Origin of the sequence: Micromonospora sp. CA-111912 (genome assembly GCF_050948415.1) — a bacterium.
Taxonomy (GTDB): Bacteria; Actinomycetota; Actinomycetes; order Mycobacteriales; family Micromonosporaceae; genus Micromonospora.
The window spans coordinates 4707070-4722653 of record NZ_CP192007.1; the positions used below are offsets into that span (position 1 = coordinate 4707070).

Below are 15584 nucleotides of genomic sequence, written 5' to 3' on the forward strand. Positions count from 1 at the left end.
GCCACCCCTCGAAAGACCTCAGACACGCGACGCTAGAAGTGGCATGAGATGTCCAGGCTTTCCCGCCCGACCAGTTGCTTCCACATGACCGCGAGTTCGATGCGCGACTTGGCGCCCACCTTCTGGAAGATCTTGCGGAGGTGGAAGGCGACGGTGTGGCGAGACAGGAACATCTTGCCGGCGACTTCGGCGTTCGTGAGTCCTCCCGCGACCAGTTCGGCTACCGCGTATTCGGTGTCGGTCAGCGCGGGGATCCGGCTGCTGGGCCAGAACCTCGCCGCGGCCTTCGACGTGTCGTGGCGCCGCAACTTGCTGCGGACCCGAGACGAGTCGCGCGGGGAACCCACGTCCGCGTAGGAGCGCATGGCCGTCTCGTAGTGCGTGCATACCTGCCGGAACTCTTCGGAGCTCTCGGACAGGAGATCACCGATGTCCTCGTTCACCGAGGCGCGGGTCCACGTGTCACAGCCGGAGGCGACGGCCTGTTGGAGCAGGTTCACGTCCTTCTCGAGCAGTGCCTCGAGGTGCAGGGCGGCGGCCGCGATGGCGTGGATGTCCGGGTTCTCCGCGGCGAGCGCCGCCGCGCAACGCCGCACCCGCTCGGCGGTTTCCCGGTCACCCGCCCGCAGCAGGATACGCACGACGAACGACGCCGCCGTAGGCTCGGACAACAGGAAACCCCGAGTCGACGCATCCGATTCGAGGAGCGCGCGGGCGAGCGGCACCGCGACCTCCCAACCCTTCTCCGCCTCGATGATCTGCACGACAAGCCACGCGGGCGAAGCCCAGGGAAAGGGGTCCCGGCCGAAAAGCACATCCTCTTTGAGCTGATTGGCATGATGGATCATCGTGGCGAGTTCACCACGCCGCATCGCGGTGATCGCGCGGACCATGTTCCCGATCGGAGCCCACGACGCGTAACGCGGGTCGTTCGCCACAAGCATCCCCGAGCCACACAAACTCCCGGCCTCATCAATACGACCGTCACAAAGCGCAATCTTGGCTTTGACCAGCGCCGTCACCGCATCAATAGCGGGATCGTCGACCGCCGCGGCAGCTTGGCGCACCGCATGCCGGGCCTCATCGATACGCCGAAGATTGGTCAACAGCAACGCGAGCTGCAGGCTCGCCAACGCCGTGCAGCACTCGCTACCCCGCCGGCACCTGGCCGTCGCCGCCGCCTCAGCCAAAGAGATAGCGGAGACAACATCACCCTCAAGCCAAACCGAACCAGCCGTATGCAAAATCTCAAGATTGATGCAATTGTGAGTAGAGAGACCAGACGCAGTTAGACCCATAATGCCCAATCGAACTCCCCGAAGTCTTCAAGCACATTTTGAGACATCATGCGCAACTCGATTCCCGAACAACCTCCACAACTCAAATCAATCTTCCAGGGGAGACGCACTGCCGCATATCAATGATCGTCCCCAGCAGTCATGGACGACGATACCGCATGGCTGTGGTGTGTCAAGGTGAGCATCGAACTGTATAGATCACAATTATTTCTATCAGGTCTGACGGGTGTGCCGATGGGGGTCCCGCGAGTCATTGGCCAGGTGGCGCGGTTGTTGGTGCCGGGCGGTGATCAAATAGGTGGTGACGCTCGGTGATTTTCGTCGTCCATAGGATCGCGGCGAGATAGGGGTCGGACACTGTCAGACCGGGTAGTTGTCTTCGCCACCGAGGGGTTGCCACGATAGTGCACATGGCCGGCGCCATCCACGCTCGGCACATCGAGAGGCGCCCGATGACCGAGATACTGCTGCTGAACGGGCCGAACCTCGGAATTCTCGGGGAACCGGGAGCCAGAGATCTACGGCAGCGACACGCTAGACGACATCGTCTCGGCCGTGAACGACGAGGTCGCCGCGGCGGGCTGAAAAGTGATCGACGTTCAGAGCGAGAGCGAGGCCGATCTGATCCGGGCCGTACTCGCGCACCGCTTCTCGACGGCCGGCGCGATCGTCGATCCGGGCGCCCCCATGATCGCGGGTTGGAGCCTGCGGGACGCCTTGGCGAGTCTGTGCTGGCCCTGCTGCGCAAGGCGCCGTCGTGGGCCTTGGCTCTCTCGGCTACCGGCTGGCCACCCGTGCCCTTCTGCATCTGCTCGACGGTGGCGAATGGGCATCCGCGATTCCCGGAAAGCGAAGGAAATGATAGTGAGGTTCTGGCTCGGAGCCCTTTTTCGCCGGTGGGCCGGGCTCGCCGCACTGCTTCACTCGGATGCCTGGTATGCGGCGGCGCAATTCGCCTGCTGTGATGTGCCGGCCCTTTATCTGTTCAATGTGCCGGTCCAATCAGGCATCGACGACCCGCATCGTCGGGTCCTCTTCTCTCCGCGCTTCGAGGTGGACATCGACGGTCTGTGGCTGGTCGACGACGACGCCGAATGGCAGCGCGGGCCGAAGCTCGCACCGAATTCTGAGTAATTTGGCCGTCCGGGCCGGTTCCCCAGGGGCCGGCCCGGCCTGTGCCGTCGCTTCGCCGTCCGAACGCTGGCCCGTTCCGCCAGCTCGGCAAGTGGTGAACGTGATCAGCGTCCGGCACGAGGGCCGGACGCAGATACCCGTTTCTGTTTACGAGCGGCAGCGGAGGCGGATTCGGCCGCGTGCGGCGGTGGGCGGCTTGGTCGGTCTTGATCGGGATGCCGGGCGGATGCCACGTCGTCGTAGCAAATCGCGGTTGGCCTTGGAGGAGTAGGCCTTGTCGGCCAGCACTGGGTCCGGGCGGGCGCGTGGCCGGCCGGGGCCGGTGCGCGGGACCCGGGCGGACTCCAGCACGACGGGGAACTGCGGGCTGTCGCCGCGTTGCCCGGCGGTGATGACGACGGCCAGGACCTTGCGGCCTTGTTCGCAGGCCAGGTGCAGCTTGGTGGCCAGCCGCCGCAGGAGCGTCCAAGGCCGGTGTTGAGCGCCAGGAACTTGTCGTGAGCGACGCCAAGTTCTCTGTCGGGCGGTGAGGCTGTGATCTCAGGCGTACAGGGCAGTGTCAAGCCACTACATCGAGTAGATCAGAGGTCACGCCGCGTGTCCTCAGGGTCGACGGAAAATCGCCTCCGCCCAGGCCCGGCGCTGCGTAGGGAATGGACGGCGAGCGCGTCGACGGCATTCCGATCACGAGCAGGGAGAGGGCTGGATGCAGCAGGTCGAGCAAGCACCGCAGCGATAAACGCCGCCGAAGGTCAGCACGTCCGCGTTCCCGGTGAGGCGATGGCCGGGGAGCTCGTAGGCCGGCTTGCGGCCAACGTCATCGACCTTGACCAGCAGCTCGCCGAGCTTCACGAGCTCATCGCTGTCCGATTCCACCGTAACCACCACGCCAAGGTGATCACCAGCATGGTCGGCATCGATGACCTCTCCGGCGCGGAGTTCCTCGCCGCCACCGGCGGCAACCTTGACGGATTCGCGTCCGCTGACCACCTCGCCGGCTACGCCGGACTGGCGCCTACACCACGCGACTCCGGTCGACGCGTCGGCAACCTCCACCGCCCGAAGCGATACAACCGCCAACTCCAACGCGTCTTCTACACATCACCCCTGATCAGCATCCAGCGCAGCCCCGCTTCAAAGTCCTTCTACGAGCGCAACGAGCTCAGGGCAAACGCCACGGCCAAGCCGTCCGTACTCTTGCCCGGTGCCGCGTGAAACGTGCTCTGGGCGATGCTGCGCGACGACGGACCCTACGAAGAAGACTGCCCTCGCCGCTTGACAAACAGTATTGAGAATCAGGCGGAGCCGACAATCGGATCCCCGGTCACGGAAAGGCCGTGACCGGGGATCCGGGATCAGCTACCGCGGAAGGTGTCGACCGTCGCCAGGCTAGTTCCGGTACCGGAACACGATCCGGCCGCGCGTCAAATCGTACGGCGTGAGCTCGACCAACACCCGGTCTTCCAGATAGATCTTGATGAAGTTCTGGCGGATCTTACCGCTGATGTGCGTGAGCACCCGGTAGCCGTTCTCAAGCTCCACGGTGAACATGCCGCTGCGCAGGCACTCCACGACCCGACCCTCGACCTCGACGCCCTTCCTGGTCCTCGTCATCGGACCAACTCCAGGTTACTGCTCACCGGCCGGGCCCCGAAGCCCTCGAACAACGCCGAGGCCGCCTGGTTCGACTCCTGCACCTCGGCCCAGGCCTCCACGAACCCAGAACGGTGCAACGCCCCCAGCGCATGAGCCAACAGCGCCCGCGCGATCCCACGACGTCGCTCACCGGCCCGCACCGCGACCAACCCGATACGCGGCCGGTTCACCGTCACCACCCGAATCAGACCCAGATAACCGTCCGACCCCACCGCCACCGCATACTTCGACAAGTCGCCGACAGTGTCACCCTCAGGCAGGGCAACCACCTCCGCGGGCATCGACTGCCACCCCACGGTCGCCTCAACCTCGTCACGAATCGCACGGTCCACCGCCCGCAGCAGACCCTCGTCCACCTGACCAGCCGGCACAATCGTCACGCCCGAAGGCAACAAAACCTCTCCGAGCCCACAGACCCGCAAGTCGGTCGGCACAGAATACTCCCACTCGCGCCGCCGCACCGAAAAACCAGCACGCCGCCAACACGCCGTCAACCCGACATCCGCTTCATCAACCACCGTGTACAGCGGCGCCGGCAACTCCCCCAACACCACCCCGGCAAGCCGATCAAAGGTCGCGTCATGCCAAGCATCAATGCTGACGAACAAACGCCCATCAGACCGATGCTCCGCCCACGTACGGCCAACAACCACATCGTCATGCAGCGCATGCCACTGCCCGTCCGCGACACGCGTGACCACCACCGCGTTCTCGCCCAGGCCAGATATCAAAGGCTTCATGTCCATCGGAGTCTCCCTCCAGGAGTGCCACGATCTCAGGCGCTCCCGGCGACACCGAACGTCAGCCGCCGGACCGTGACGGACTGAGGGAGCACCCATAGGTGATTGCGTTCACGGGTCTCACCTCCCAACAACGACTTCACGGTCAGCCACGACAATAGCAGCGGGGCGTAGTGTCGCGCAATCACTTCTGCCGGTGTTGCCACGCACTTACAGGATGAGAGGAAGCGGCCGTGCTTCATAGCCGCCCGGAACCGGGAATGCCCTGCTGACGGGATGCCTGCCCTGCCCGGCGATGCCGGATCCGGCGGTGTTCACCGCCGCGGTCGCTCGGTAACGGGGCGCTGGAGCGGCTGCGGGAGTTCGCCTGGCGCTGCGGGCGGACGCGCTGTTCGAGCTCACCGACGCCGTCCTGTGCGCCGACCACGCGGTGACATCGCTCGTGCAGCTGTGCCTGGAACCTGGAGTTCATCCGCGGCCACGGCACCCTGTACGACGCGCTGTCCGCCGGGAAGACTGACGACGAGAAGCTGTTCTCCCTCGCCGTCCCTGCCGCGCTTCTTGCGGTTCGCAGCCTGATCGGCCTTCTCCGGGATGACCGGGCCGCGCTCTGCGCCGCGTGGGACTTCACCGACGACGACGCCGTGCGGGTCGTGCAGGCCGAGCCCTCGCCGGCATCCTCATCGACACCGTCGCCCGCATGCCCGCGAAGGCCCGTGGGTGCTGACCTGACACCATCGCCAAGATCACCAGCCGCCAGCCCCAGCTCGACGCCATCGCCGACGAGCTCGACTACCGGCCCCGCGCGTCCTCGGCTACCACACCGCCTGAGAGGCTACTGACCCTGGACGCCCAGGTCGGACCCACTGCTACGATGCGTTGACGTCGCCAACCCACAGGCCCGGGGATATGGATTTCCCTCTGAATTTGGCCTATCAATGGAGCATGACACTGAAGATCGGTTACAAGGCGTCGGCCGAGCAGTTCGGCCCGCGCGAGCTCGTCGAGTACGCGGTCAGCGCGGAACGCCACGGCCTGGACAGCGTCTGGATCAGCGACCACCTACAGCCGTGGCGACACGACGGCGGACACGCGCCGTTCTCCCTGTCCTGGCTCGCCGCCGTCGGGGAACGCACCGAGCGGGTCCAGCTCGGCACCAGCGTGCTGACCGCCACCTTCCGATACAACCCCGCCGTCGTGGCACACGCCTTCGCCACCCTCGGACTGCTCTACCCCGGCCGCATCGCGCTCGGCATCGGCAGCGGCGAGGCCCTCAACGAAGTCGCAGTCGCACGCATCACCTGGCCCGACTTCAAAGAACGCTTCGCCCGCCTACGCGAAGCCGTAGAACTGATCCGCCAGCTGTGGACCGAAGACCGCGTCACCTTCGACGGGCAGTACTACCAAACCACCGGCGTGTCCATCTACGACCGGCCCGAAACACCCGTCCCCATCTACATCGCCGCCGGCGGCCCCGTGATGGCCAAATACGTCGGCCGCAAAGGCGACGGCTTCATCTGCACCAGCGGCAAAGGCATGGAACTCTACACCGAAAAACTCCTCCCAGCCGTCGAAGCAGGCGCCGACCAGGAAAACCGCGACCCCAACACAATCGACAAAATGATCGAAATCAAACTCTCCTACGACCCCGACCCGACCCGAGCCCTGGAAAACTGCCGCTTCTGGGCCCCCCTGTCCCTCACCCCCGAACAGAAAGCCAGCTTCGCAGACCCAGTCGAAATGGAAAAAGCCGCCAACGAACTACCCATCGAACACGTCGCCAAACGCTGGATCGTCGCCTCCACCCCCGACCAAGCAATCACCCAAATCAAGCAGTACGTCGACGCCGGCTTCAACCACCTCGTCTTCCACGGCCCCGGCCACGACCAGGAACGATTCCTCAACACCTTCGCCGACCAAGTCCTCCCCGCCCTACGCAACCTCGACTAACAACCCACAGCCACCCCACCGGACCACCTCAACGGGGATGGGCGCGGGCCCAAACCGTTACGTCGAACTGTCCGGCGTACGGGACGAGCAGCAGGTGGCGGCGGGCGAGCTCGGCGGTGAGAGCCGTAACGAGGTCGGGCAGGGTGCCATGACCGGTGACCGCGACGGTCACGGTGGTGACCTCCGGGTGTGCGGTGCGCAGCCGGTCCTGGTCGAGCGCGGCGAGCAGGCGCCCGGCCCGGAGCAGGTCCGTGTCGCTGAGTTCCCGGGCCTGGCCGACAGGATGCGGATGTCCGAGGAATTCATGCACCCATCGTCGGCCGGGACGATAAGGCGTCAGTAACGCCGGTATTGGTGTCGCACCCTGGTCACCGGATCTCACCCGGCGGACGCGGCTCCGGTACCGTCGTCAGCCGCGGGGTTCCCGGGTCGGTCACCGGTTGCCTCGCCGGCTTGCGGGTCAGCGCCGTCCCCCCGGCGGCGTCGAAGCTGCCGAACATGGCAGCGTCACCTTGCCGCTCATCGTGTCGCCGTCGGCCCGGATGGCGAACGTGAGCGTCAGGTGGATCTGCTGCAGTCACGGTGTGAGTCCCGGCGCGTCGGCGTCACGCGTCGCGGGTGGTCATCGCGGTTGCCCGTCGTCGCCGTCCGGCTGGAGCGAGCGTTAGCGACCGTCTTCGAGCGGCCCGGACAGCGCTTCCGCCAGGCCCGCCGGCCGGGCGGACGCGGATGTCACTCGACCGCCGGCAACGGCTCCGAGCCGGCCGAACGCATCTGAACGGCTTTCCACCAGCCGGATTGTCCCGGTACCAGTCGACCGTGTCCGCCAGCCCCTGCTCGAATTCCACCCGCGGCGCGTAGCCCAGTTCGTCGCGGATCTTGGTCTCGTCGACCGAGTAGCGCAGATCGTGCCCTTTACGGTCCGGAACCCGGCGAACCATCGACCAGTCGGTGCCGGTCAGCTCGAGCAACCGCTCGGTGATCGCCAGGTTCGTCTGCTCGTTGCCCCCGCCGACGTTGTAGACCTCACCCGCCCGGCCCTGGGTGAGCACGAGCTGGATGGCCCGGCAATGGTCGTCAACGTGCAGCCACTCCCGGACGTTGCGGCCGTCGCCGTACAGCGGAACCGGCCTGCCCTCGAGCAGGCTGGTGGCGAACAGCGGGATGAGCTTCTCCGGGTGCTGACGCGGGCCGAAGTTGTTGGAGCATCGGGTGATACACACCTCAAGGCGGTGCGTACGCCAGTACGCCCGAGCCATCAGGTCGGACGCCGCCTTGGACGCGGCATACGGGGAGTTGGGCAGCAGCGGCCACTCCTCGGTCCACGAGCCCGCGCTGATCGAGCCGTACACCTCGTCGGTCGACACGTGCACGACCCGGCCCACGCCGGCGCGACGGCACGCCTCAAGCACGCTCTGGGTGCCACAGAACATTGGTCCGGACGAACTCCGACGCCGATGCGAGCGAACGGTCGACATGTGTCTCAGCGGCGGAATGGACCACCGCGTCATGCCCCTGAAGAAGCTCCGCCAGCAGAGGACTGTCGCAGACGTCGCCCTCCACGAACTGCAGCCGGGGGTGATGGGCCGGCAGATTGTCGCGGTTTCCGGCATAGGTCAGCTTGTCCACGACCGTTACCCGGGCATCCTCAGCAACGAATCAACGACTCAGGACAGTACTTCGCGGCATAGCATCATCCCATATCGTGCTATGCCGCGACGCGCGGCTGCAGTCGGATTCAGACCAGAAGGTGTTTCTCGTGGTCGGAATCCCATATTTTTCCCGGCGCTATCAACGGGCATCTAATTGACGCGTTCATCTCGCGTCACAGATCGGTGAGGCGTTCGACGACGGCCGAAGGGAGCGGCAGCAGGGCCATCTCCCGGGCCAAGGCGGCGGCCGTGTCGATGTGCTTCTCGTCCTCCAAGAGCCGGGCGCAGCTTTGCACCACGGCTCCCGGCGTGGTATCCGGCGGGGACAGCATGAGACCGGCGCCCGACTCGGCGATCATCATGCCGTTGTCGAACTGGTCGTCGAACCACGGCAGGACCAGCTGAGGAAGCCCCGCCGCGACGGCGTTCAGGGCCGTGCCCTGCCCCCCGTGATGGATGATCGCCGCGCAGGAGGGCAGCACACTGCCGAGGGGGATGCGACCGGCGTGCAGCACGGCGGGTGGCAGCCGGCGCCAGCGTGCGGCGATGTCGTCGTCGACGGCCACCACGAGTTCCACGTCCAGCGCCGCCAGGTGGTCCAGCATGGTGAGCATGAAGTCGGAAGCATCGTTGCCTGCGGCCCGGGGCACGATGGTGCCGAGCGTCACGCAGATCCTCGGCCGGTCGGGGGTGCGGAACGCCCAGTCCGGTATCGGAGCCTCCCCGCTGGAGGCGACGTGACGCAGCCCCAGGTATTCGGACGCGTGCGGCAGCCGGAGGCTGACCGGCCACGGGTTGAGGACCTGGTGCGGGGCAGGGATCCCGGCGAATCCCATGTCGTGCAGCTCGGCCGAGAACTCCTCCGCGCCGGCGTCCCGGTACTCGGGCAGTTGGGACACCGACCAGTGATACTGCACCCAGGGGATGCCTGCGGCCAAGGCGGCGAGCGGACCGGCGAACTCGGCGCGCTCGCTGACGACCAGTTGGGGGTGCCACGAGTCGACGAGGCTCCGGGTTCCCGCGAAGTTCTGCCGGGCGATGCGAGCGAACGTACGGCCGTGGGTGTGACGCCGGTCGATCACCGCGTCCGGGTCCGAGGGCCGTCCGGCTCGGCCGATCTCCGTGAGATCCGCGGCCGGGCCGGTCGCCGCGACCGGCAGGCCCGAGCGCAGCGCGGGGTCCACGAAGTTGTCCGAGGTGCTGACGAGCACCTCATGACCCGCGATCCGGAACGCCCAGGCCAGCGGCACCAGCGGGAAGAAGTGCCCGGTGAGCGGCGTCGTGGTGAAAAGAACACGCAATATCGTCGTCCTCCTCGGCGTCGATCGGCGATCAGGCGGAGACCTCGACGTGACTGTCGTCGCCGATCAACAGGCGGTGGGCCGCCGCGTCCTTGCGTGCGCGACGGACCTGACCCCCTTTGCCGATGATCGAACCAGCGAGGGCGCTGACATCGAACACGGACGCGTCGTCCAGCAGAATGGAGTACTCGACGCCCGCCGCGCGTAGCTGGCACCCTCGGCCGATGGAGGTGAACGGCCCCACCCGGCTGTCCTCGATGACGCTACCGGCACCGATGATCGCCGGGCCGGTGATCGTCGATCGCCGCACGACCGCCCCAGCTTCGACGATGACGGGACCGGAGATCTGCGACCGGTGGTCCACCAGCCCGTGAGTCGCGGGCACGATGGCCTCCAGGAGAACGCGATTGCACTCCAGGAGGTCGCCCAGGGTGCCGGTGTCCGCCCAGTGACCGGAGAACAGCTGCGCGGTCACGGTGCGCTGGCGCTCGATCAGAAACTGGACGGCGTCGGTGATCTCCAGCTCGCCACGTCCGCTCGGCTCGATGCTGCGGACCGCCTCGTGAATCTCCGGCGTGAAGAAGTAGGCTCCGGTCACCGCGAGGTCGCTGTTCGGGTGTGCCGGCTTCTCCTGCAGCCGCGTGACCCTGCCCGCGCCGTCCAGCTCGGCGATACCGTACTGCGACGGGTTCGCGACCTTCGTCACGACCAGGTGCGCAGCCGGCCGGGTCCGCCGGAATTCGGAAGCCGCGGAGCCGATGCCGCCGACGAAGATGTTGTCACCGAGGTACATCAGGAAGTCGTCGGCGTCGAGGAAGTCCCGGGCGATGAGCACGCAGTGCGCCAAGCCGCGCGGTTCGCTCTGCACGATGTACTCGACCGAAATACCCAGGTAGGACGCGTTACCGACGGCCTCGGCTATCGCTTTGCCCGAGTCGCCGACGACGATGCCGACATCGGTGATGCCAGCCGCGGTGATCGCCTCGAGGGCGTGCAGGAGAACCGGCTTGCCTGCCACCGGAACCAGCTGTTTAGGACTGTTGTGAGTAAACGGACGCAATCGGGTGCCAGCGCCGCCGGACAACACGAGAGCCTTCACCATGACCTCTCAGACCAACTCTTCGAGCGTTTTGACCACCTCGGACGGGGAAGGTGCCGCGAGCAATGGGTGGCCAGCGGTAGCTCCGGTAAGGACGGGAGGTCATGTCAAGCCGGATCCCGGGACCGCATCAACAGAACTCGGGCAGCCGGGCTGCGACTTCCGTGGGGCTTGGCATGGCGGCGATCTCCTCGGCGATGGCCTTGGCCGCCTGTCTGGCATCGGGATCGGTCAGCAGTCCGCCGGCTGCCTCGGTGACGGCCGCGGCGGAGACGAGATCAGCGCGGCGAAGGTCTTCCCCTCGTTCAACTCCCTCGGGCAGTACCCGCCTCCCGGCGCCGGCGGCGGACACCGCGCCGGCGTTGAGGAACCCGTCGAACCCGATGGGCAGGAACAGCTGTGGTATCCCGGCACCGGCCGCGCCGAGGGTGGCCCCGGAGCCGCCGTGGTGCACGGCGAGATCGACCAGCGGCAGCAGTTCCGCCTGCGGCACCCAGCGCTCGAGGTGCACGTTACCGGGCAGCACACCGATCTCGGCCACCGAAATGTTCGGCCCGGCTGCCACCACCACCTCGACGTCCAATGCCGACAACCCATCGATAGCAGCGCGCAGGGCAGGGGCAGTGCCGACCACGGTACCCAGCGTCAGGTAGACCAGCGGTCGTTTCCGCTCGGCCAGGACGATCTGTGGTAGCTCGCCGGATTCGCTGAATGGCACCGGGCGCAGCGACACCCGTTCCGGATGATCCAAGAATGAGGTTTCCTGCAGCGAGGGCGGATAGATGTCCAGGTATCGGTCACCCAGGAGGTACTGCCCCTCGGGCAGCTCCACCCCGATCTCGGCGGCGACCGTACGGAGGAGCTCCATGCCTTGCTGCTGCGACCGGTCTCCTCGGTCGACCGCCTCCGCTCGGGCGTGGGAGTGGCATACGGCGGGAATGCCCAGGCGGTGCGCTGCGAGCCCGGCTCCCGGGTTGCCCGCTTCGTACACCACCAGGTCGGGCCGCTCCGCCCGCAGCACGGGCAGCAGGTCGGCAGCAAACCTGCGGGGAATTAGTTCGCTGAACACCCGGACTGCGGGCTCGAGCCATTCCTGCCATGTCAATTCCTGGATCTTCCCGTCCGCCTCCGCGAAAACAGTATCGAAGGCCTCCCGGATCGGCATTCCGGCCGGCGCAGTACGGAATCCAAGCCCTAGTAACAACGGGTGGAATCTCTCGCCAGTGGCATAAATGACGTCATGGCCGACGTCCCGGGCAGCGAGGGCCAGCGGCAGCAACGGGTAGGCGTGACCATAACCTGAAAGACTGGAGAAAACGATCTTCATTCCAGGTTTCGCCTTCCTGCCTGGGAAAAATGATGACAGTGGTCGAGCGAGACAAAGCTCAGGCTAACCAGCGGGTGCCGCGGTCTCCATCCCTCACATTGACTGCACGTGGTTACCGCGGATGAGGCGGCCGGGCCTCTCCCGGGAAGGCCGAATCGCGTCAGGCCGCCCGGCGCAGCGGCCGGCGGCTGACCCGGGCGGGGAAGGCGTTGCCGCCCCAGCCCATGCGGTCCCCCACCGGGGCTGTCTCCGGCCAATGGCTCTGGGGCACTTTCGGTGCTGACGTTGGGCAGTAGGTAGAGATGCCCCGGAATTGCCCTTATGTGCTGGCGTTTCTCTGCGCTGGCCAGCCCCGAGGAAGGAGCTGCGACTGCAGCTCCCTCGAGTGGCCGGACACGCTCGCCGCTGGCCTGACCTGCGATGTCGCACGGCCGCCGCCGGAACTACTTTCCGTGGCCACCGAAAGCGAGCCAGAGCCGAATGCATGTGAGACAGAGCCGTTAGATCCACAGACCCATCGGCGGACGAGATCATCGAGCCCTGCGACACCTGGCTCGGATCGCCGAGCTGATCCGGCGGGCACCCGCCGCGCCGGCCGGCATGGCAACATTCCGCTCTAGGACACCAACGGCGCCGGTAGCGCGGTGGAAGACGGGGGCCCGGTGAGCGAATCGAGCGAGCGAGCGGTTCTGCGGGCCGTCGTGCTGATGCGCGACCATCTGGGTGAGCCGTTGACGATGGACGAACTGGCGCGCTCGGTGATGTTCAGCCGCTTCCACTTCACCCGGGTCTTTCAGCGAGTCACCGGCGTGGCGCCGAGCCGATTTCTCTCGGCCATGCGCCTGCACCGCGCGAAACAGCTTCTGACCACGACGGAACTCACCATCACGCACGTCTGTGCCCACGTCGGCTACAGCAGCGTCGGCACCTTCAGCTCGCGGTTCTCGCGCCGGGTCGGCATGTCGCCCACCCGCTTCCGGCACCTCGCCCAGCACGACGCGATCGAGCCGGGCCGGGCAATCTCGCAGCCGTCGCACGCTCGGATATCCGGCCAGGTGTGGACGCGCGACAACGTCCCGCGGCTCATCTATGTCGGCCTCTTCGCCGAGCGTGCTCCGCAAAGAGGCCCGGCTCGTTGTACGGTGCTCGACGGTGCCGGCCGTTACGAGCTCGACGCCGTACCTGCGGGCACGTGGAGCCTCGTCGTCCAGGCTGTCCCGTCCGGCCAGGTCCGGTGCGAAGGTTCCGCAGCCACGTACGTCTGCACCCGGAGCCCGATCACGGTGAGCCGGGGCATCGAGATCAAGACGGACCTGGAGCTCAAGCCGGCCCGCGCCCTTGATCCGCCGCTGCACCGTGCCTTGGTGGAGGTGCGCAAGCATGCGCTCAGCGCCCTGACCGTCGAGCTCACGGGTTCCGAACCACGGCCTGCCGCTCGTTGCTGAGGCCGGCTGAGCCGGCCGGCGGGACCCCGCCGGCCGGCCTGGCTCGGCCCGGGGGTCAGCCGATGCTGCGGGCGAAGCGGAAGAACCCGTGCGGATCGTAGGCCCGCTTGACGCGCACCAGTCGGGGGTAGTTCTCGGCGTAATAGGCGGTCCGCCAGTCCTTCAGCGCCGGGTCCATGTAGTTCTGGTAGCTCTCGCGCAGGGAATGCCGGTCGAGCACCGCGAAGCCGTCCGCGAGCCAGCTCTCGCACGCCGCCGTGTCCTCGCCGGTGTAGGTGAGGTCGGGTAGTTGCGCGGTGACGCCGGCCAGCATCTTGGTGGTCCGGTGCACATAGGCGGTGTCCGTGCGGGCCCGCTCGTTCGCGGCGCCCCCGAGGGCCTCGAAGTACAGCATGCGGTCCTGCCCGGTCCGGAAATGCGCCGGATCGGCCAGGACCGACAGGAGGTCCTCGACGTCGGCGCGAGGCACCGCTGAGTCGAACATCCGGCACCGGGTGCGGTAGTAGTTGTAGCGAGGCTTCAGCGCCTCGGGAGTGGTGCCGACACGGTGGCACTGCGCGGTGGTGAGCTCCGCGCAGCCATAGATCTGCATCGTGAGGTCCTGAACCGACTTCTCCAGGACGGACCGGTTGATCGGCGCTACGCCGGTCATTCCGACCAGTTCGTCGATGCGGCGGTTGAGTTCCTCCATGGTGCCGTACCAGGCGCCAGTGACGACCACCATCGTGCCGGGTGAGGGCAGGGTCGTGGTGCGGGCCAGCAGGACCGAGGAAAGATCGTTGGGTGACGCCAGCACCCACTGCTGCCAGTTCTCGATCAGCGCGGTCGCGTCACTCTCCAACCACATCAGCCTGTAACCGACCAGGGTGTTACGCCGCACCGGTTCAAGCGTGTAGCTGGTGACGACGCCATAGTTGCCGCCGCCGTTGCCGCGCAGCGCCCAGTACAGATCGGGATTCTCCCGGGCCGAGGCCCGCACGATGCGCCGGTTCGCCAGCACCACGTCGGCCGAGACCAGCCGGTCGCAGGCCATGCCGTACTTGCGAGTCTGGTGACCGATGCCACCGCCCTGGATGTAACCGCCGGCGCCCACCGTGGGGCAGAGGCCACTGGCCAGGGCCAGCCCGTGCGGGGTCAGGGCGGCCAGCGCATCGACCTGCTGGGTGCCCGCGCCGATCGTGACGTGCGTTCCGTTGGTGGTGACCCGGTTCATCCGGGAGACGTCCAGGATCATGCCGGTTGTCGTCGAATAGCCACCGAAGCTGTGCCCCCCGCTGCGGGGAACGGTGTGCACCGCGTTGTCCTGGGCGAACGCTATGACGGTCTGGACGTCCCTTGTGCTCTCGCAGTAGGCGACGGCCATCGGATTGACGTTGTCAAACTGGCCGAGCGACTGCTCGTGGGCCTGCCTGTAGCGCGAATCCGACGGCAGGATGAGGTCACCGTCGAGGTGACAGCTCAGCGAGTTCCAGTCGACCGTGCCGCCGCCGCGCCGGGTGGTGCTGCCGGCGGCGGATCCGGTCGGCCCGGAGACGCCCGTCACCGCACCGACCGCCGACGCGGCGGTGAGGCTCAGGACAGCACGACGAGTGAAGTTTCCTGTCACAGCGATTCCCCCGTACGAGTAGAACGTTGCTGCGATTCTCATCGATCGCTGCGGGGGCGCGCATCTTCCGGTGTGCCGTACTCACCGCCCTCGACCGGATTCCCAGGCGGACACCAGCGGCGCGCGAGTGGGGCCCGGCACCCTGGCCCCAGCATCGCGGAAGGGGTTCAGCATGCAGGTAGGTGAGCCGGTGATCGCCGACGCCTTCGAGTTCGCCCCCGATATCGACATGATCGGCGACGGCGGCTACCAGGACATCGGCCTGCTCACCCCGCACAGAGAGCCACCCGGCGGGGACCTGACCGCCAAGCAGAAGACGTACAACTACTCACTCGACCGGCTGCCGGCCCCGCCACGGCGGGTGTAGGAAATAGCA

General features: G+C 66.7%; 16 protein-coding genes and 2 pseudogenes. 6 read left to right on the forward strand and 12 right to left on the reverse strand.

Features of this window, described 5'->3' with window-relative positions:
• Positions 1–32: 32 nt before the first annotated feature.
• Entirely contained in the window at positions 33–1133 is a 1101-nt protein-coding gene (locus ACQPZO_RS19595) for a LuxR C-terminal-related transcriptional regulator (RefSeq protein ID WP_433342920.1), read from the reverse strand.
• A gap of 1029 nt (positions 1134–2162) precedes the next feature.
• On the opposite strand from ACQPZO_RS19595, the gene ACQPZO_RS19600 reads away from it, so the two are divergent.
• The gene (locus tag ACQPZO_RS19600) at positions 2163–2432 is read left to right on the forward strand and encodes a hypothetical protein (protein WP_433342934.1); all 270 of its coding nucleotides are present in this window, start codon (positions 2163–2165) and stop codon (positions 2430–2432) included.
• 147 nt (positions 2433–2579) lie between these two features.
• On the opposite strand, the gene ACQPZO_RS19605 is transcribed toward ACQPZO_RS19600, so the two are convergent.
• Together ACQPZO_RS19605 and ACQPZO_RS19610 are read right to left on the reverse strand one after the other, a co-directional pair.
• Positions 2580–2891, reverse strand: coding sequence for a transposase (locus ACQPZO_RS19605; protein WP_433351093.1), 312 nt, complete (start codon positions 2889–2891; stop codon positions 2580–2582).
• Positions 2892–3116: 225 nt separating this feature from the next.
• Positions 3117–3308 carry a hypothetical protein gene (locus tag ACQPZO_RS19610; RefSeq protein WP_433342935.1) on the reverse strand — a complete coding sequence of 64 codons (192 nt, stop codon included), beginning with the start codon at positions 3306–3308 and terminating at the stop codon, positions 3117–3119.
• 30 nt (positions 3309–3338) lie between these two features.
• On the opposite strand from ACQPZO_RS19610, the gene ACQPZO_RS19615 reads away from it, so the two are divergent.
• Positions 3339–3647, forward strand: coding sequence for an IS110 family transposase (locus tag ACQPZO_RS19615; protein ID WP_433351095.1), 309 nt, complete (start codon positions 3339–3341; stop codon positions 3645–3647).
• Between the two features lie 174 nt (positions 3648–3821).
• Here the strand turns inward: ACQPZO_RS19615 and infA are convergent, their stop codons facing one another.
• Together infA and ACQPZO_RS19625 are read right to left on the reverse strand one after the other, a co-directional pair.
• Positions 3822–4046, reverse strand: coding sequence for a translation initiation factor IF-1 (gene infA, locus ACQPZO_RS19620; RefSeq protein WP_387026654.1), 225 nt, complete (start codon positions 4044–4046; stop codon positions 3822–3824).
• Complete coding sequence (locus ACQPZO_RS19625; protein WP_433342916.1) at positions 4043–4834, reverse strand: GNAT family N-acetyltransferase; 792 nt, start codon at positions 4832–4834, stop codon at positions 4043–4045. The genes infA and ACQPZO_RS19625 overlap by 4 nt, the downstream gene beginning before the upstream one ends.
• Positions 4835–5195: 361 nt before the next feature.
• Here ACQPZO_RS19625 and ACQPZO_RS19630 point away from each other — a divergent pair.
• Together ACQPZO_RS19630 and fgd are read left to right on the forward strand one after the other, a co-directional pair.
• A pseudogene (locus tag ACQPZO_RS19630) lies at positions 5196–5361 on the forward strand (NF041680 family putative transposase); the annotation flags it as partial.
• Between the two features lie 412 nt (positions 5362–5773).
• Positions 5774–6778, forward strand: a complete 1005-nt coding sequence (gene fgd, locus ACQPZO_RS19635; RefSeq protein ID WP_433342912.1) for a glucose-6-phosphate dehydrogenase (coenzyme-F420) — start codon at positions 5774–5776, stop codon at positions 6776–6778.
• A 28-nt stretch (positions 6779–6806) separates the two neighbouring features.
• On the opposite strand, the gene ACQPZO_RS19640 is transcribed toward fgd, so the two are convergent.
• The 6 genes and pseudogenes from ACQPZO_RS19640 to ACQPZO_RS19665 form a co-directional block, all read right to left on the reverse strand.
• A complete protein-coding gene (locus tag ACQPZO_RS19640; protein WP_433342937.1) occupies positions 6807–7088 on the reverse strand; it encodes a hypothetical protein in 282 nt (93 codons plus the stop codon).
• Between the two features lie 58 nt (positions 7089–7146).
• Positions 7147–7278: a hypothetical protein gene (locus tag ACQPZO_RS19645; RefSeq protein ID WP_433342938.1), complete on the reverse strand. Its 132-nt coding sequence runs from the start codon at positions 7276–7278 to the stop codon at positions 7147–7149.
• A 232-nt stretch (positions 7279–7510) separates the two neighbouring features.
• Positions 7511–8407: pseudogene (gene rfbB / locus ACQPZO_RS19650) on the reverse strand (dTDP-glucose 4,6-dehydratase).
• A gap of 196 nt (positions 8408–8603) precedes the next feature.
• Positions 8604–9731: a nucleotide disphospho-sugar-binding domain-containing protein gene (locus ACQPZO_RS19655; protein WP_433342939.1), complete on the reverse strand. Its 1128-nt coding sequence runs from the start codon at positions 9729–9731 to the stop codon at positions 8604–8606.
• Between the two features lie 31 nt (positions 9732–9762).
• Positions 9763–10830: a glucose-1-phosphate thymidylyltransferase gene (locus tag ACQPZO_RS19660; RefSeq protein ID WP_433351097.1), complete on the reverse strand. Its 1068-nt coding sequence runs from the start codon at positions 10828–10830 to the stop codon at positions 9763–9765.
• 130 nt (positions 10831–10960) lie between these two features.
• Complete coding sequence (locus ACQPZO_RS19665) at positions 10961–12157, reverse strand: glycosyltransferase (protein WP_433342941.1); 1197 nt, start codon at positions 12155–12157, stop codon at positions 10961–10963.
• A 662-nt stretch (positions 12158–12819) separates the two neighbouring features.
• On the opposite strand from ACQPZO_RS19665, the gene ACQPZO_RS19670 reads away from it, so the two are divergent.
• The gene (locus ACQPZO_RS19670) at positions 12820–13602 is read left to right on the forward strand and encodes an AraC family transcriptional regulator (protein ID WP_433342942.1); all 783 of its coding nucleotides are present in this window, start codon (positions 12820–12822) and stop codon (positions 13600–13602) included.
• 55 nt (positions 13603–13657) lie between these two features.
• Here the strand turns inward: ACQPZO_RS19670 and ACQPZO_RS19675 are convergent, their stop codons facing one another.
• Complete coding sequence (locus tag ACQPZO_RS19675) at positions 13658–15208, reverse strand: FAD-binding oxidoreductase (RefSeq protein WP_433342944.1); 1551 nt, start codon at positions 15206–15208, stop codon at positions 13658–13660.
• Positions 15209–15380: 172 nt separating this feature from the next.
• On the opposite strand from ACQPZO_RS19675, the gene ACQPZO_RS19680 reads away from it, so the two are divergent.
• Entirely contained in the window at positions 15381–15575 is a 195-nt protein-coding gene (locus tag ACQPZO_RS19680) for a hypothetical protein (protein ID WP_433342945.1), read from the forward strand.
• The last annotated feature ends 9 nt before the right edge of the window (positions 15576–15584 follow it).